Annotated in this window: 18 protein-coding genes; 8 read left to right on the top strand and 10 right to left on the bottom strand. The window is 58.9% G+C overall.

From position 1 onward, the window contains the following. Positions 1 to 582: a hypothetical protein gene (locus GOV85_RS11495; RefSeq protein ID WP_171178224.1), complete on the top strand. Its 582-nt coding sequence runs from the start codon at positions 1 to 3 to the stop codon at positions 580 to 582. Between the two features lie 267 nt (positions 583 to 849). Here GOV85_RS11495 and rpsO read toward each other — a convergent pair whose 3' ends face one another. From rpsO to rbfA, 6 genes are all read right to left on the bottom strand, one after another. Next, the gene (gene rpsO, locus GOV85_RS11490; protein WP_170329634.1) at positions 850 to 1119 is read right to left on the bottom strand and encodes a 30S ribosomal protein S15; all 270 of its coding nucleotides are present in this window, start codon (positions 1117 to 1119) and stop codon (positions 850 to 852) included. A 143-nt stretch (positions 1120 to 1262) separates the two neighbouring features. After that, positions 1263 to 2276: a calcium-binding protein gene (locus GOV85_RS11485; RefSeq protein ID WP_171178222.1), complete on the bottom strand. Its 1014-nt coding sequence runs from the start codon at positions 2274 to 2276 to the stop codon at positions 1263 to 1265. A 92-nt stretch (positions 2277 to 2368) separates the two neighbouring features. After that, positions 2369 to 2872, bottom strand: a complete 504-nt coding sequence (locus GOV85_RS11480; protein WP_171178220.1) for a DUF1643 domain-containing protein — start codon at positions 2870 to 2872, stop codon at positions 2369 to 2371. A gap of 21 nt (positions 2873 to 2893) precedes the next feature. Further along, a complete protein-coding gene (truB, locus tag GOV85_RS11475; RefSeq protein WP_171178217.1) occupies positions 2894 to 3799 on the bottom strand; it encodes a tRNA pseudouridine(55) synthase TruB in 906 nt (301 codons plus the stop codon). A gap of 54 nt (positions 3800 to 3853) precedes the next feature. Continuing rightward, the gene (locus GOV85_RS11470; RefSeq protein WP_171178214.1) at positions 3854 to 4597 is read right to left on the bottom strand and encodes a phosphodiester glycosidase family protein; all 744 of its coding nucleotides are present in this window, start codon (positions 4595 to 4597) and stop codon (positions 3854 to 3856) included. Then, a complete protein-coding gene (gene rbfA, locus GOV85_RS11465; protein WP_171093264.1) occupies positions 4594 to 4989 on the bottom strand; it encodes a 30S ribosome-binding factor RbfA in 396 nt (131 codons plus the stop codon). Before rbfA ends, GOV85_RS11470 begins: the two co-directional genes overlap by 4 nt. Before the next feature lie 91 nt (positions 4990 to 5080). Between rbfA and dapB the strand changes: the two genes are divergently transcribed. Next, positions 5081 to 5890 carry a 4-hydroxy-tetrahydrodipicolinate reductase gene (dapB, locus tag GOV85_RS11460; RefSeq protein ID WP_171178212.1) on the top strand — a complete coding sequence of 270 codons (810 nt, stop codon included), beginning with the start codon at positions 5081 to 5083 and terminating at the stop codon, positions 5888 to 5890. 39 nt (positions 5891 to 5929) lie between these two features. Beyond that, the gene (locus GOV85_RS11455; protein ID WP_171178210.1) at positions 5930 to 6613 is read left to right on the top strand and encodes a DUF2306 domain-containing protein; all 684 of its coding nucleotides are present in this window, start codon (positions 5930 to 5932) and stop codon (positions 6611 to 6613) included. On the opposite strand, the gene GOV85_RS21780 is transcribed toward GOV85_RS11455, so the two are convergent. From GOV85_RS21780 to GOV85_RS11440, 3 genes are read right to left on the bottom strand one after another with little or no spacing between them, the layout of a single operon-like run. Continuing rightward, the gene (locus GOV85_RS21780; protein WP_171178208.1) at positions 6600 to 7268 is read right to left on the bottom strand and encodes an ureidoglycolate lyase; all 669 of its coding nucleotides are present in this window, start codon (positions 7266 to 7268) and stop codon (positions 6600 to 6602) included. The genes GOV85_RS11455 and GOV85_RS21780 overlap by 14 nt on opposite strands. Further along, positions 7265 to 7855, bottom strand: coding sequence for an HD domain-containing protein (locus tag GOV85_RS11445; RefSeq protein WP_171178206.1), 591 nt, complete (start codon positions 7853 to 7855; stop codon positions 7265 to 7267). Before GOV85_RS11445 ends, GOV85_RS21780 begins: the two co-directional genes overlap by 4 nt. Next, positions 7852 to 8988 carry a TauD/TfdA family dioxygenase gene (locus tag GOV85_RS11440; protein WP_171178204.1) on the bottom strand — a complete coding sequence of 379 codons (1137 nt, stop codon included), beginning with the start codon at positions 8986 to 8988 and terminating at the stop codon, positions 7852 to 7854. Before GOV85_RS11440 ends, GOV85_RS11445 begins: the two co-directional genes overlap by 4 nt. A gap of 99 nt (positions 8989 to 9087) precedes the next feature. Here GOV85_RS11440 and GOV85_RS11435 point away from each other — a divergent pair, with 99 nt between their 5' ends. After that, a complete protein-coding gene (locus GOV85_RS11435) occupies positions 9088 to 9942 on the top strand; it encodes a LysR family transcriptional regulator (protein WP_171178194.1) in 855 nt (284 codons plus the stop codon). 4 nt (positions 9943 to 9946) lie between these two features. Here GOV85_RS11435 and GOV85_RS11430 read toward each other — a convergent pair whose 3' ends face one another. Beyond that, positions 9947 to 10129, bottom strand: coding sequence for a DUF1674 domain-containing protein (locus tag GOV85_RS11430; protein WP_171178192.1), 183 nt, complete (start codon positions 10127 to 10129; stop codon positions 9947 to 9949). Between the two features lie 88 nt (positions 10130 to 10217). Here GOV85_RS11430 and GOV85_RS11425 point away from each other — a divergent pair, with 88 nt between their 5' ends. The 4 genes from GOV85_RS11425 to lspA all read left to right on the top strand — a co-directional run bounded on the left by GOV85_RS11425 (position 10218) and on the right by lspA (position 15395). Beyond that, a complete protein-coding gene (locus GOV85_RS11425) occupies positions 10218 to 11477 on the top strand; it encodes an RsmB/NOP family class I SAM-dependent RNA methyltransferase (RefSeq protein WP_171178190.1) in 1260 nt (419 codons plus the stop codon). Positions 11478 to 11567: 90 nt separating this feature from the next. Continuing rightward, positions 11568 to 13307: a heparinase II/III family protein gene (locus GOV85_RS11420; RefSeq protein ID WP_171178187.1), complete on the top strand. Its 1740-nt coding sequence runs from the start codon at positions 11568 to 11570 to the stop codon at positions 13305 to 13307. A 22-nt stretch (positions 13308 to 13329) separates the two neighbouring features. After that, positions 13330 to 14919, top strand: a complete 1590-nt coding sequence (purH, locus tag GOV85_RS11415; RefSeq protein WP_171178185.1) for a bifunctional phosphoribosylaminoimidazolecarboxamide formyltransferase/IMP cyclohydrolase — start codon at positions 13330 to 13332, stop codon at positions 14917 to 14919. Then, positions 14919 to 15395 carry a signal peptidase II gene (gene lspA / locus GOV85_RS11410; RefSeq protein ID WP_171178183.1) on the top strand — a complete coding sequence of 159 codons (477 nt, stop codon included), beginning with the start codon at positions 14919 to 14921 and terminating at the stop codon, positions 15393 to 15395. Before purH ends, lspA begins: the two co-directional genes overlap by 1 nt. The last annotated feature ends 39 nt before the right edge of the window (positions 15396 to 15434 follow it).

Raw genomic sequence — 15434 nt, 5'->3', positions numbered from 1 at the left:
ATGAAATTTTCAGCAATTATTCTAGTTGCTCTGTCTATGTTTGCGCCGTTCGCCAGTGCGCAAGAAACTACCTTTAGTGGCGAAGCTCTACGCACTTTATTTACATCGTTAAATGGGCGCATAGATGAAATCGCAAACGGTAGCCGAGCATCGCATGCCGAGTTGGCAGAAGAACTCAATAGGCTTGAATCTTCAATGAATGAATTTCGTTTGCTGGAAGATCGCATTTCCGAGCTCGAAACTGCTGTGGAAGCCACGGGTGTTTTGCGTGATGAATTGCTAGAAGCGATTGAGGTTTCATCTGCATTAAACGATGCGTTGGAAGATGTTAAAAATAATTCTTCTGCTGCACTACAAAGTGCCGAAGATGCTCAAACCAGCGCTAGTTCAACAGCGTGGATTCTAACTGTTGTTTCCAGCATTGTATCGGTTTTGGTTATCGTAATTGGGCTGTTCTTTTCGTCTCGTTTCATGCATTTGCACGCCGAAAATCAAGTTTCCAAAGCGCTACTGGAACGGATTGAGAAAGAACTAGAAAAGAAAAACACACCGGTCGAAACGGACGCAAGATTAGCAACTTGAAGTGTCGATCCGTCAGGTTAGCCTTCGCTTATTCAGCTATAGCTTTTTTGAGCGACAGCAAAAAACAGCGTTCCGGTCAGCAACAAAACCGACCAAAAGTTGATATGAGCTATCCGTAGGCGATGAATGTTTGTTGTTTGCACATAGCTACCATTTTTTAAGACCCATGCCGCAAATGCAGCGAACGGCAGCTTGGCGGCCCTAGAAAAAGAAAAACGCCCGCCAAAGTGGCGGGCGTCTGAAATCTCAAAGCGGTGCGGTCCGACTTTAGCGGCGGATGCCCAGCTTTTTGATCAGGTCCTGGTAACGCGCTTCTTCTTTGCCTTTCAGGTAGTCCAGCAGCTTACGGCGCTGGGCGACCATTTTCAGCAGACCGCGACGACCGTGGTTGTCTTTTTTGTGGGTCTTGAAGTGCTCGGTCAGGGTGTTGATGCGCGAGGTCAGGATGGCAACCTGTACTTCAGGCGAACCGGTGTCGCCTTCTTTGGTTGCGAATTCTTGCATGACGCGTGCTTTTTCAGCGGCAGTGATCGACATCGGGGTCTCCTTCAAAGGTTAGAGTTGATGGCGCAGGCCGGGATGTCGTCCAGCACAGGCCCATGGAGAAAACCGCACCGATTCCGATGCGGATGGGCGCGTATAAGCGGAATTTTGTCAAATGGCAAAGGGAATCTGCGGCCTCAGATCATCTGACCATACTGTGCCAGTTGCGCTTCTGAAATCAGTTGAATATCGGCGACAGTCAATTCTTCTGCCCCGTATACCTGCGCCACCTCCTGACCGTTGATGATCACATGCGTCAGGTTGGTGTTGTCACTGTCGCGTTCTACCGAAATTTCGGGTTCAGTCTCTTCTTCCCAGGTGACAAGCAGTTTGTCCTCGCCGGGCTGGAAGCCCATGACGGTAACATCGTCTTCTCCCGGGCTCAGCACGATGTCATCCGCGCCCTGGCCGCCTGTCACAACATCCCCGTCCCCTGCAATAATAGTGTCATCACCATCCCCGCCGTTCAGAAAATCCTGTTCGGCCGCACCCTCTTCGATGCCGAACACAAAGTCGTCCCCATCGCCGCCAAAGATTGCATCTTCGCCCGCCGCTCCGACCAGAACGTCATCCCCGAAGCCGCCTTGCAATGCGTCGTCACCGGCCCCGCCGTCCAAAGTATCGTCACCCTGACCGCCATAAAGCTCGTCTTCCCCGTCACCACCGTCCAGAACATCGTTTCCGAAATGTCCGAACAGAGCGTCATCGCCCATGTCGCCAAACAGCAGGTCGTCATCCGCTTCGCCATGCAGGACATCGTTGTCCGGCCCGCCATAGATGGTATCCATCCCGTCGCTGCCATGCAGGACGTCATCCCCCTGGCCCCCGTGGATCGTATCGTCACCGCCATAGCCGTTGATCTGATCCACGCCGTCCCCTCCGGTGATGATGTCCGGGCCGTCTTCTCCGGCAATGACCAGATCGCCTTCGAATTCGGAAAGGACGATACCGGTGGACAGGGGTTCGACTTCGGTTTCGACGGGGTCTTCGACATTTTCGCCGATATCCAGGAATTCCCCGGTTTCGGCTTCGGATCGCGGCTCATCTTCGGGAATGTCATCTGACACGTCCTCGTCTTCGATCAGCATGTCGCTCATCGCGTAAGCTGCACCGCCGATGGCGGCCAGTCCGATCAATCCGGCCAGAAACATGGCACCCTCCGATGGCAGAAAACTCCGAGGGGATTGTCTCATTCTGCAGGCAGCAGCGTCAAAGATAAGTTGTTGAAAGGGTTAATACTTTATCACCACTGCTCAGGCTGTTGAGTGTAGGCGATGTAAAGGGGGTGCTTGGGGTGGCCGTCTTTGGTCAGACCCAAATGGAACAGGGGTTGACCCGTCTGACGCAACAACTGTTCAACTGCCGGGCCACGGTCCAGATGTGCGCCGTGGGTGCCCCAGGCGGCAATGACCCGATCGGCCCAGTCCACGCCATCCAGAATCGCCCTGTCATTTTCTGGTCCCACTGGATCAGTGGCAGCGCGCATCTTGCGCGGGTCAGTGTCGCGCCAGGCAAAGATGTTGGTCACCTGAAACGCGCCAAACCCCAAGGCCCGCGCGCGGCGCTCGCAGCGTTCCACCGTAGGGTCATTTACTGCCTCAGTCGCGGTCGAGGGGTTCAGCATCACAAACAATGCCTTCTGCCCCTTTGGATCCCAGACGCGGGTCAGGCTATAGCGATACTTCTCGCAATCGGAATAGATGGCGGTCGAGGGCGCATCGCCCTTGGTATGTGTTCGGGTGATCATGCCAACCGCCTAACACGTGAGTTAGGCGACGAACACCCGGCTCGGATGCAGCTCGCCTGATTTGTAGATTCCCACAGCCACCGCCTTGCCGTCCAACGAGGCCCAGGCTTCATCGCCGTATTCGACGTCTGATGCCATCACCATGCCGGGATTGCCGTTGCGCAGGCGGGTGGCGCCCTCCGGGGTGCATTTCAATTCGGGCAGGTCCGACAGGCCGGTTTCCAGCGGGTGCAGATACGCGTCCAGCGCGGTTGTCTTGGCCATATCGTCGATCTGTTCGATGGTCAGGCCATCTTCGGCCTCAAACGGGCCGGACCAGATGCGGCGCAGTTCCTTGACATGCCCGTGGCATCCCAGTGCCTCACCCAGATCGCGCGCGATTGAGCGCACATAGCCACCTTTGCCGCAGGTCATTTCCAACACCACGTGGTCTTCATCGGGGCGGTCGACAAGGATCAGTTCCTCGACCCAAAGGGGCCGAGCGGTCAGTTCCACATCCTCGCCATCGCGCGCCAGTTTATAGGCGCGCTGGCCGTCGATCTTCACGGCAGAAAACTTAGGCGGAACCTGCATGATGTCGCCCAAAAACGGGGTCAGCGCCTGTTTGATGTCCTCATCCGAAGGGCGCGCATCGCTGCTTGAGATCACTTCGCCCTCGGCATCGTCGGTATTGGTGGCTTGACCCAAACGCACGGTGAACGTGTAAGCCTTCAGCGCATCGGTGATATAGGGAACGGTCTTTGTTGCCTCGCCCAAAGCCACGGCCAGAACGCCGGTTGCTTCGGGGTCCAGTGTGCCCGCATGGCCCGCCTTTTTGGCATCCATCGCCCAACGCACCTTGTTGACCACAGCGGTCGAGGTCATGCCCGCAGGCTTGTCCACAACCAGCCAACCGGAAATGTCGCGACCCTTGCGTTTGCGTCCCATCTTGCACCTTGCCTTTTGCTGAGGCGCGCGGGTTAACGGATCACACCCGCCCTGTCAATTTGCAGGCATGTCCTCAACTACACCCACAATCGGTCCCAACGAGAATCCCAGATCCGAACGGTTGCCTGCGCGGTCATACATTCGTGAGATATTGCCGTCCAGAAACAGCGCGTTTGGGGTGTTCAGAACATCGCGAAACAGTCTGCCGAATTCGTGGAAGGTGACATAATCTTCTGAGATCGCAAAAACGGCCCGCGCGCCATTGGCACTGGTGCCAACACCGTTGCGGATATAGCGCGAGGTCGAATCGGGCAGAAAGCGCGGGTGCAGCTCGCCGTCGATCACCAGCATCGGGCCGGATTGGGTGGCAAAGCGGCAGTCCGGTGTTTGATCCACGAAATCCAGCGTCTCGAACACATCGGCGCGCCCGTTGCGGATGCAGAAAACGCCATTGGGCAGCAGGCCGAAATTGCCGGGGCCGGGGTTCGCGATTACCCGCATCTGCTCCTGCCCATCTTCGACATAATGGCCGACGGGCGAGCGGTCGTCGTGATACATGCCGGCGTTCATCGCAAAGGCCAGCCGTTTGCCCTCGGGTTCAAGCGTCTCGTTAACCGATGAGAAATGCCCCAACACTTCGCCGTCTTCACCATTCAGAAACAGGCGCAGATCCGCTGCAGTCGCATCGACCTCGCAGACGGTGTAGCGCAGACCGTCGTGAGTAACCTTTTCACACGTAACCGCAGAGGCTTGCGCGGCCCACAAAATCGCGCCCAATGTTGTTAAAGTACGGATCACTCGTCCAGATCGCGGCGCACCGCGTCCTGCTGGAACATGCGGCGGGTGTCGTCCAGACGGTCAAACGTGTCATCCAGACGGAACCGCAGATCGGGCGAGAACTTCAGGTTCAGTTTCTTGCCGATCACGCGTCGTAATTCACCTTTATTGCGGGCCAGCAGGTCGATCACGTCCTCTTGCCCTTTGCCGCCCAACGGCAGCACATAGGCCGTGGCGATTTTGAGATCGGGCGAGGTACGGACCTCACCCACGGTGATCGACATGCGGTTCAGGTCGGGGTCGTGGACATCTCCGCGCGCCAGAACTTCGGACAGGGTGCGACGTATCAGTTCGCCGACACGCAGCTGTCGTTGGGACGGGCCGGGGCCATCGTGGAATTTGTTCTTTGCCATATCCCCGATCTAAGCCCAAAGCGGGGCTTTGCCAAGCGGGCGCGAACGGGGTAGGAGGCTTTGAGCCGACTTAGCGAAAAGGACCAGCGCAATGACCCATATTCCGGGGATCGTTATCACAGGGGCTTCGGGCCGCATGGGGCAGATGCTGATCAAGACTGTCACCGACAGTGATCAGGCGCGTCTGGTTGGCGTGGTCGAGCGCAAGGGTCACGATTGGATCGATCAGGATGTGGGCACGGCCATGGGTGGTCAGGCGCTGGGCGTCACCGTCACTGACGATCCGCTGGAGGCGTTTGCGCAAGCGCAGGCGGTGATCGATTTCACCGCGCCCGAAGCGACTTTGGAATTTGCCGCTCTGGCTGCGCAGGCGCGTTGTGTTCATGTCATCGGCACTACGGGCATGTCCGACGAACAAATCGCGTCACTTGAACCGGCATCACGCCACGCCGTGATCGTGCGGGCGGGCAATATGAGCCTTGGTGTGAACCTGCTGGTGCAACTGACCAAGAAAGTCGCTGCCGCATTGGATGAAGATTTCGATATCGAGATCATCGAAGGCCACCACCACCACAAGGTCGACGCGCCCTCGGGCACAGCGCTGATGCTGGGTGAGGCCGCTGCCGAGGGGCGCGGCGTCAGATTGGCGGATGTGTCTGATCGAGGCCGTGATGGCATCACCGGTGCGCGCAAGCGGGGTGATATCGGCTTCCACGCCATTCGCGGCGGCGATATCGTTGGTGAACATGATGTGCTGTTCGCTGCCCCCGGAGAACGCATCGTCCTGCGCCATTTGGCCAGTGATCGTGCAATCTTTGCCCGTGGTGCCCTCAAGGCCGCACTATGGGGTCAAGGCAAGACACCCGGGCAGTATGACATGGTGGACGTACTGGGGTTGTAAGCCATAGACGCCCGAATTGTTGGCGCTAAGCTCTGATCTATGCGTTTACGTCGTTCCGGTCTGGCAACTGGTGTCCTGCTGGCACTATTTTATCTGACGCTGCTGCCGTTTGTGGCGCACGGGTTTGGTATGATCGGCGTCGGCCTGTCGCATGATGCGCCTGCGCAAAGCTATTTGTTTGCGGACGGTCAGAGCGTCGGCAACGCGGCGATGATTCTACATATCTTTGCCGGAACGGTGTTGGTAACGCTGGTGCCGCTGCAACTGGTCCGCGCCCTTCGGCAGCGCTTCAACTGGTTTCACCGCGCCTTGGGTGCTGTGCTGGTCGCGCTGGCTCTTGTGACCGGGATGGCGGGGATGACTTATATCCCTTTGCGAGGCACGATTGGTGGGCCGGTGATGTCTGCCGCGTTTTTCCTATATGGGATTTGCCTGTTCACCGCAGCCTTGATGGTGGCGCGCATGGCGCTTTGCAATGACCGCGCGGGGCACTGGGCCTGGGGGCTGCGGCTGTTCTGGCTGGCGCTGGGATCATGGCTCTACCGGGTGCATTACACGCTGTGGTATCTGCTGACCGGCGGGCTGGGGTCAGAGCCCGACTTCTCGGGCCCTTTCGATCTGGTTCAGAACTTTGCGTTCTACGTGCCCTATTTGCTGGCTGTGCAGATTTGGATCGTGCGCAAAGGGTCAGGGCATCAAGGGGCTTTGGTTAAAAGCCCTTGATCCTGTCTTCGCGCAATGGGCAGGCCAGGTACACACCGAACTCTTTCCCGATATCCGCGCTGACCCGTGCGTGAACTGCACCCTGCCGGTCGAGGAATCGTTGGTCATCTTCGACCGGGAATATCCCCTCGTGCCAGATGCCCGGGTGGATATAGAGGCCACGCGAGCCGTCGCACCAGAACGCCACCACCTTGTCGGGCGTCAGGTTGTCACCGGGCAGGGCCGCGGGGACGATGAAGGGTTTTTTGTCCAAAGGCCAAAACATCTGACCGCCGTCGGGGTGATAGTTCATGTGCCAGAGCAACACCTGATCACGGGGCGCGGTTTGCCGATCCGTCTGCGCGGTTTGCGGATCCGTGGACCAGCCAAGAACGTAATGCCCTTTGACGGCTTCGTTCTCGCCATACAGCACGTCGCCTCGCCAGTCACATTTGAACGTGCCTTCGACCCAGCCGCCTTCGTCGCCGGTGCCTTCGTCGATGGGGCGCCAACCTTGTTGCGGCCAGCGGACTATCTCGATTTCAAAGGTCTCGGGGTCATCGACCAGACAGCCATAGCCTTTGACCGTCTGATCTGTTGCGCGGATCAGAGGAACTTCGTGCCAGGGTAGCGAGGGCTTGGAACTGGCCTCGAAGATGTATTCAGGTGCAGTCACGACGTGCCCAGATGTTTGTCGACCATGCGCTGCACCATGGGTGCAAAATAGGGGAAATCGGGGGTCTCCATATCCGCGCGTTTACCGGCCTCATCCAGATAGCGAACCTGAATGATCTCTTTCAGGTTTGGGTTGGATTCGAATGCGACAACCTCTTCCGCGCTCATCGGGCCGCCCTGCAGTTCCAGCGTGTGGACCGAGGCAGTCGACAGGCGTTGAAAGTACTCGGGCTTGGTGGCGCAAAGATACCGTTTGGCCGCCACGTGATAGCGGCAGCAATCGGTGATGACCGAGGGGAAGAACTGTTCCAGTACCTCAGCGCCTGCGTCTTCGTGATGGCGGTCTTCGGTATCGTCGGGGTGATAAGTGCCGAATTCGGACGTAAAATGCCCGATGTCGTGCAGAAGTGCACCGACGATGATTTCCTCTGGCTGGCCGTTCTGCTTGGCGATGGTGGCCCCTTGCAGCATATGTTGGGCCATGGTGACGGGTTCGCCTAAGTACTCCTCGCCGCCGCGACGTTCGAAGATGTCACCGATGAAGGCCACGATATTGTCCCTGTTCAGGGTCGAGAAATCGGGTTTCATTCAGCCGCCTCCGGTTGTGTTATTTCCATCGCGGCGAGTGTGGACAGCAATCCATCCTTGTCAGCATAGCATCCCTGCAACCAGCGTGAGCCTGCACCGGAATAGCCCAGACGCGCGTGCAGCACGCGTGTGTTGTCGACGATAAAGCTTTCGCCCGGTTCCAGCTTGAACGACACGCCCATCGCCGGGTCGTCGATGATTCCACCCAATTGGCGGTAGGCAGCGTAATAGGCTTCCATCTTCTCAAAGGGGATATCGACGAACGGCGCGGAGGAGCGGTTGTTGAAACGGATTCCGATCAGTTCGCCATCTGGCGACAGTTCGATCATTGGGCGCCGCGACCGCAGGCAGACGCCGTCCGAGCCCTTGTATTCGAACCGCGCCGGGAAGCCGGCCAACAGGGCAAAACCCTCGGGGTTCTGATCGCGCAGCTTCTCGGCGGCGCGGAAGCCGTCGACCACGATGCTGTCACCGCCTTCGGCTGAATTCTCCAGACAATACAGAATTTGCAGCGTCGGCACCGGGTCGCGGTAGGGGTTATCGGTATGGGCCTGCAACCCAAGCCCGGTATAGGCGAGGTTGGTGGGGTTCACCTCGGTCCGCACTTCGAAATAGGGGCCATAATTGGTCTCGCGGACATAGCCAAACAGATCGGCCACCTTCAGCAGCGATTCCGGTTCGGTTGGGCCGCCTGTCAGCTTGGCAAACCCTAACTCGGCCACCGCCGCTAGCCAATTGCGCTTAGCAACCGGGCTGGCGTGGACCTCGTTCCAATCTCCGCTGGGGGCGTCGATGCCACGTTCCCAGGTGGTGATACCGGTGGCGATGCGGCCGAACTCGGCGGCTTGTGCGCTGTCATAACTGTGATCGGCCAGCCAGTCGGCAGGGAAGGTCACTGTCTTGCCCTCGGGCTGGAAGGTGATCACGAGGTCGCCGTTCAACACATCGGCAGCGCTGACCGAAATGTTGGCGGGGATGTCCCCGATAGTGATCAGGCGCTGACCGTTGCCGGGCGCGCGGGTGTCCGGGTCCAGCGCGTTGTCACGCAGCCAGATGGCGTGAAAGCGGGCTTGGCTATCGTCGGTGAAAGTCACGGTCACGACGTTGGTGTCATGAGTAGCGGTGCGCAGCATTGGGGATCTCCTGTTCGGCGCGAGCTTTGGTTGAGCAGATACGCCGTTCATGGCATTACGACAATTAATCCTTATTTCGTCTGAGGCTTGGAAAATCTTATGGCTAAGAAAAAGGTGGGATTACCGCCGCTGGACTGGCTGCGCGTGTTCGAGGCCGCAGGGCGTTTGGGCGGGTTCTCGGCTGCGGCCAAAGAGTTTGGTTTGACGCAGGCCGCTGTCAGCCAGCGGATCGGAAACCTTGAGGCTTGGTTGGGCCGATCCCTGTTCGTGCGCGAAGCGCGGGGTGTGTCGCTGACGGTAGAAGGCGAGAGCTATTTGCCTTTGGTGCAAGACAGCCTGCAGGCGTTGGAGCGCAACACAGAGGATCTGTTCGGCAAGTCCCCGCGTGAGTTGCGGGTGGCCGGGTTGTCATCCAATATTCATGCGCTGGTACTGCCTGCTCTACCTGTCTTTCACCAGTTGAGACCCAAAGTGCAGGTGATGACCGACTCGGTCGCACGTCGGTCTTCGTTGGATGAAGAACGGACCTGGCTGCAAATCCGATATGGCCGCGGTATGTGGGCCGGGCGCGATGCGGCCTTGATCGCGCGCGAGGTTCTTGTGCCCATGGCGGCCCCCGACGTTGAATGGGGTGCGCCTTTGATCGATCTGCGTGGTGAGCGCCCGGGGTGGCGGGAATGGTGTCAGAAATGCGATAAGAAGGATGTACCGACTTCCCAAATCAGTTTTGATTCAATGGAGCACGCAATCTCGGCGGCGCGGCGCGGCCTTGGTGTGGTGTTGGGGTCAGTTCCGCTGGCTTCTGCCGATCTTCAAGAGCGGCGGCTGCGCAGACTGGACCAACCTGAGCTGCAAACAAAAGAAGGGTACTGGCTGACATGGCCCGAAGACCGGGCGACATCCAAGAAACAGCGCGCTTTGATAGGCGACTTCCTCAAGGCACTGCGCGGCTGAGCGCCTAGAAATCAATGGCGATGCCTTTCTTTTCCCAATCACCATAGCGGGCGGGGTCAGGTCCGTCGCGCCCGCCCAGTTCTTTGGGCAACGCCTTGGCTTCGGCTTCGGACTTGCGTCGGCGTTCTTCCGCTTCGGCCAGCGCGCGCCGGGCGGCGGGGGGCAAATCTTTGCGGTCGTCACTCATGACATCGGGTTCCTTTCCGTGCTGTGTCTTGATATACGCCCGCGTCCGCCATTGGCAATGCGGGCGCAAGTCACAGTAAGGCGGTACCATGGCAAACAGCGCAACAGCAGCACGGCGCAGCGCAATCTATCTGCTCGATCAGGTTCTGGGTGAGGGTCGCCTGTTGTCCGAATGTCTCGCAGCGGGTGCATTGGACCGGCTGGGTCCCGAAGATCGCGCGCGGGCTCAACGGTTGGCGTCAGAGACCTTGCGCGGCCTGGAACGCGCCGACAGGTTGTTGGACAATCACTTGAACCGCACACCCGCCCTAACAGTCCATAACGCGCTTAGGCTGGGCACAGTCGAGCTTTGTAACGGAGAAGCCGCGCATGGTGTGGTGAATTCTTTGGTCGAGATCATTAGCCGCTCGCGCAAGCACGGGCGTCTTAAGGGCCTGGTGAATGCGGTTCTGCGCAAAGTGGCAGCCGAAGGCCCTGAAGCCTGGCCCAAAATGCGAGTCCCGCGCTTGCCGGAATGGCTTCGCAATCCCCTGACTATGGCGTGGGGCGCGGATGCCGTGGCCGGGATGGAGCAGGCGCATTTCGCAGGTGCACCGCTTGATCTTACCGTGAAGCGGGGGGGGATAGGTCCCTCGGGCGATGTGCTGCCGACAGGCTCAATTCGTCTGCAGGATGCCGGTCAGGTTTCGACCCTACCGGGATACAAAGCCGGGGACTGGTGGGTGCAGGATGCGGCGGCGGCTTTGCCCGTTCGCGTTCTGGCACCCAAAGCGGGCGAGACGGTTTTGGACCTTTGCGCTGCTCCCGGTGGCAAAACGATGCAATTGGCTGCGGCAGGAGCGGACGTTACGGCGTTGGATGTTTCAGAAGCTCGGATGGAGCGGGTGCGCGAAAACCTGCAAAGGACGGGTCTGACGGCGAAGGTCATTGTCGGGGATGCGCTGGAACATGAAGGTCAGTATGACGCGATCCTGCTGGACGCGCCGTGTTCGGCCACAGGTACGATCCGGCGGCACCCGGATTTGCCCTTTGCCAAGGATGGGTCCGAATTCGGCGGTTTGATCGAGCTTCAGACGCAGATGTTGGCCCATGCATGGGGTTTGCTGAAACCCGGTGGGCGTTTGGTTTATTGCACCTGTTCATTGTTGCCGGACGAAGGCGAAGTGCAGATTGAAGAGGCGCTTGAGATGTATCCGGACATGAGCGTGGATCGCGACGCAGTGAACATAGCGGGTGTTGATACGGATTGGATGACGGAAGAAGGCGGTCTGCGGCTGCGGCCCGATTATTGGGCGGATCAGGGTGGTATGGACGGGTTCTATATCGCCTGTCTGAACAAATCCGCCTAAGCGCACGCTTTTCGATGACTTGACGATCGACGCGGTCTATCGTTGGGTCTCAAGCGCCAGCAGAGCGCAAGGGGCAGAGTAACGCGAGACATGTCGAACTCGGACACCATGACCAGTCGATGGATGCGGTTTCAGAACCGTTTCTACGCGCGCCTGAGCCAGCGGCAAAAGGCGGTCACGGGATTTGTCGCACAGCCCGATCCGCGCACTGTCGGGTCGTTCGCACGTGGACGGCAATTGGTTGCCGGAAACCTCTTGTTTGCCGGATATCTGGTCGAGGCCGAAGATACCGGGCTCTGGGACGTCGTCGCCCCCAGCGCAGGTTTCGATGATGAACGCCACGGCTTTGCGTGGCTGGATGATCTGGCCGCAGTCGGAGACATGCGCGCGCGGGAAAAGGCGCAACGCTGGGTCTGGGGCTGGATCGAAGCGCATGGTCGCGGGCAGGGCCCCGGTTGGGTGCCTGACCTGACTGGTCGGCGGGTCATGCGCTGGATCAACCACGCGATCTTTCTGCTGCGTGGGGTGGATGAAAAGCAAAGCAGGCTGTTCTTCCGCTCGCTGGCACAACAGACATGGTTCCTGTCCAAACGCTGGCCGGCGGCGACGCCGGGCCTACCCCGATTCGAGGCTCTGGCCGGATTGGTACAAGCCGGTTTGGCGTTGGAAGGGTTGGAGCAGATGGCCGATCCTGCCCTGCGGGCTCTTGCCAGCGAATGCGATCGTCAGGTGGACGCGCAGGGGGGGATCCCCACGCGCAACCCGGAGGAGTTGCTGGAAGTTTTCACACTGCTCAGTTGGACAACCGCGGCGCTGAACGATCTGGGGCGCGGTGCGCCCGTCGCGCAGGTCAATGCAATCAAGCGGATTGCACCGACCTTGCGCAGCCTCCGCCATGCGGATGGCGCTTTGGCACGATTCCACGGTGGTGGACGCGGAGTCGAGGGGCGTCTGGAACAGGCCTTGGCACAAAGTGGCGTCAAGCATAAGGCAGCGACCGAATTGCCTATGGGCTACGCGCGCTTGTCTGCTGCACGCACCACTGTGATTGTAGATGCCAGTGCGCCGCCCAAAGGTGCCGCTTCGTTCAACGCGCACGCGTCCACATTGGCATTCGAACTGACCTCGGGCCGGCGGCCGTTGATCGTGAATTGCGGATCAGGGGCCAGTTTTGGCCTGGAATGGCGCCGCGCAGGGCGGGCGACGCCGTCGCATTCAACCTTGTGTCTGGATGGGTTTTCCAGCGCGCGGCTGGCAAATCCATTGCCGGGCCGCGAAAGTCAGGCGTTGGTGGATGCGCCGCAGGATGTGCCTGTCGATTTCGAAGACGCGTTTGAGGGTGTCCGCTTCATGGCTGGTCATGACGGGTATGCCAAAGTGTTCGGCCTGACTCATGCGCGGACCTTTGAGTTGCGATTTGATGGGCGCGAACTTGCAGTCGAGGATATTCTGCTGACTGCGACCGACAAGGCAAAGCGCCAGTTCGACAAGGCTATGGACGCTTCAGGGCTCAAGGGGATCGGGTATGATATCCGTTTTCACCTGCATCCGGACGTGGATGCGGCGCTGGATTTGGGCGGGGCGGCGGTGTCCATGGCCCTTAAAAGCGGCGAAATCTGGGTTTTCCGCCATGATGGCATTGGAAAATTGTCCGTCGAGCCAAGCGTTTACCTTGAAAAGGGGCGTTTAAAGCCGCGCGCGACAAAACAGATCGTTCTATCTGGCCGCGCAATGGAGTATGCGACCCGCATCCGGTGGACGCTGAGCAAGGCACAGGACACAGCCTATGCCGTGCGCGATACGCACCGGGACGAGCCAGAATTCGACTGACGCCAAAAGGACCTTTGGACCCATGACCGATCTTCACCCCGTGCGCCGCGCGCTGCTTTCCGTATCCGACAAAACCGGGCTGATTGAGCTGGGCAAGGCGTTGGCCGAGCGCGGGGTCGAGCTGCTGTCGACCGGCGGTACGGCCAAGGCGCTGCGCGATGCTGGGCTTGAGGTAAAGGATGTCAGCGAGATCACCGGTTTTCCCGAAATGATGGACGGCCGAGTCAAGACCCTGCACCCGATGGTGCATGGTGGCCTGTTGGCGCTGCGTGACAACGACACCCATGTCGCGGCAATGGACGAACATGGTATTGGCGCGATCGATCTGCTGGTGGTGAACCTCTACCCGTTCGAAGCCACGGTCGCCAAAGGTGCGGGCTATGATGAATGCATCGAGAATATCGATATCGGTGGCCCGGCGATGATCCGTGCGGCGTCCAAGAACCACGCCTTTGTAAACGTAGTGGTGGATGTTGAAGATTACTCCTCTTTGCTGGACCAGTTGGAAGAGAACTACGGCAAGACGTCGTATGGTTTCCGCCAGTGGCTTGCCCAAAAGGCGTATGCCCGCACGGCGGCCTACGACACGGCAGTCTCGAACTGGATGGCCGACGCTCTGCAGCTGGAGGCCCCTAAGCGTCGCGCCTTTGCAGGAGAGTTGAAACAGACTCTGCGTTATGGCGAGAACAGCCATCAACAGGCTGCGTTCTATACCGATGGCACCAACCGCCCGGGTGTGGCCACTGCCGTGCAGCATCAGGGCAAGGAACTGAGCTACAACAACATCAACGACACCGACGCCGCGTTTGAGCTGGTCGCTGAGTTCGACCCCACTCAGGGCGCGGCTTGCGCGATCATCAAACATGCCAACCCTTGCGGTGTGGCCACAGGCGGGACGTTGCTTGAGGCTTATAAGGCAGCGTTTGACTGCGACCGCACCTCGGCCTTTGGTGGGATCGTGGCATTGAACCAGCCGTTGGATGCGGAAACTGCGCAAGAGATCACCGGGATTTTCACCGAGGTCGTGATTGCCCCCGGAGCATCGGATGAGGCCAAGGCGATCTTTGCGGCCAAAAAGAATTTGCGCTTGCTGACGACCGACGGTCTGCCAGATGTATCGGCCGGTGGCAAAACAGTACGTCAGGTGGCCGGTGGTTTGCTGGTTCAAGACAAGGACAACGGTTTTGTCGGCATGGACGACCTGAAGGTCGTGACCAAGAAAGCCCCGACTGATGAGCAGATGCGTGATCTGCTGTTTGCATGGAAAGTGGCGAAGCACGTCAAATCCAACGCCATCGTCTACGTCAAAGACGGTTCAACCGTGGGCGTGGGTGCGGGTCAGATGAGCCGCGTGGACTCGGCCCTGATCGCCGCCAAGAAAGCTGAACGCATGGCAGATGTGCTGGGACTGCCGCAGCCGCTGACCATTGGATCGGCTGTCGCCTCGGATGCCTTCTTCCCTTTCCCCGACGGTCTTATGGAAGCGGCTGAGGCCGGTGCAACCTGCGTCATCCAACCCGGTGGATCCATGCGCGATGACGAAGTGATTGCCGCAGCGGATGAGGCCGGTTTGGCCATGGTCTTTACCGGCATGCGGCACTTCCGTCACTGATGCAGTCACGCCTGCTTCTCTGGGCGGCGCTGGCCGCCTTTGCGATCGACCAGATCAGCAAGTATCTGGTCGTCCATGTCATGCGCGTGGCCGAGAAACCAGGTGGCATTGATGTTCTGCCACCGCTGCTGGTTTTCAAATACGGTGAGAATCGCGGTATCAATTTCGGTCTGTTTCAGGGGAATTCCGACTCCGCGCGTTGGGTGCTGATCGGTATTTCGATTGCGATCTGTGTCGGCGTTCTTATCTGGCTCAGCCGTATAGCCGCATCAAAACTCATGCTCTTCTGCGCAGGTCTGTTGATAGGCGGCGCGCTTGGAAACGTGGTGGATCGGCTGTTATACGGCTATGTTCTGGATTTCCTGAACATGTCATGTTGCGGCATCAACAACCCGTTTGTGTTCAACCTTGCGGATGTGTTCATATTTGCAGGCGCTTTGGGGCTGGTTCTGTTCGACAGCAAAAAGCCCTCGTGACGCGCCGAATTATATGAGATAAAAGCGCCAGAAACAGGC

This window comes from Ruegeria sp. HKCCA4633 (assembly GCF_013034605.1).
Lineage (GTDB): Bacteria > Pseudomonadota > Alphaproteobacteria > Rhodobacterales > Rhodobacteraceae > Ruegeria.
This window is presented reverse-complemented; position numbering and strand designations above follow the sequence as displayed.

Coding starts and splice junctions, on each gene's coding strand:
- GOV85_RS11495 (WP_171178224.1), top strand. CDS start 1: ATGAAATTTTCAGCAATTATTCTAGTTGCTCTGTCTATGTTTGCGCCG.
- rpsO (WP_170329634.1), bottom strand. CDS start 1,119: ATGTCGATCACTGCCGCTGAAAAAGCACGCGTCATGCAAGAATTCGCA.
- GOV85_RS11485 (WP_171178222.1), bottom strand. CDS start 2,276: ATGTTTCTGGCCGGATTGATCGGACTGGCCGCCATCGGCGGTGCAGCT.
- GOV85_RS11480 (WP_171178220.1), bottom strand. CDS start 2,872: ATGATCACCCGAACACATACCAAGGGCGATGCGCCCTCGACCGCCATC.
- truB (WP_171178217.1), bottom strand. CDS start 3,799: ATGGGACGCAAACGCAAGGGTCGCGACATTTCCGGTTGGCTGGTTGTG.
- rbfA (WP_171093264.1), bottom strand. CDS start 4,989: ATGGCAAAGAACAAATTCCACGATGGCCCCGGCCCGTCCCAACGACAG.
- dapB (WP_171178212.1), top strand. CDS start 5,081: ATGACCCATATTCCGGGGATCGTTATCACAGGGGCTTCGGGCCGCATG.
- GOV85_RS11455 (WP_171178210.1), top strand. CDS start 5,930: ATGCGTTTACGTCGTTCCGGTCTGGCAACTGGTGTCCTGCTGGCACTA.
- GOV85_RS11445 (WP_171178206.1), bottom strand. CDS start 7,855: ATGAAACCCGATTTCTCGACCCTGAACAGGGACAATATCGTGGCCTTC.
- GOV85_RS11440 (WP_171178204.1), bottom strand. CDS start 8,988: ATGCTGCGCACCGCTACTCATGACACCAACGTCGTGACCGTGACTTTC.
- GOV85_RS11435 (WP_171178194.1), top strand. CDS start 9,088: ATGGCTAAGAAAAAGGTGGGATTACCGCCGCTGGACTGGCTGCGCGTG.
- GOV85_RS11430 (WP_171178192.1), bottom strand. CDS start 10,129: ATGAGTGACGACCGCAAAGATTTGCCCCCCGCCGCCCGGCGCGCGCTG.
- GOV85_RS11425 (WP_171178190.1), top strand. CDS start 10,218: ATGGCAAACAGCGCAACAGCAGCACGGCGCAGCGCAATCTATCTGCTC.
- GOV85_RS11420 (WP_171178187.1), top strand. CDS start 11,568: ATGTCGAACTCGGACACCATGACCAGTCGATGGATGCGGTTTCAGAAC.
- purH (WP_171178185.1), top strand. CDS start 13,330: ATGACCGATCTTCACCCCGTGCGCCGCGCGCTGCTTTCCGTATCCGAC.
- lspA (WP_171178183.1), top strand. CDS start 14,919: ATGCAGTCACGCCTGCTTCTCTGGGCGGCGCTGGCCGCCTTTGCGATC.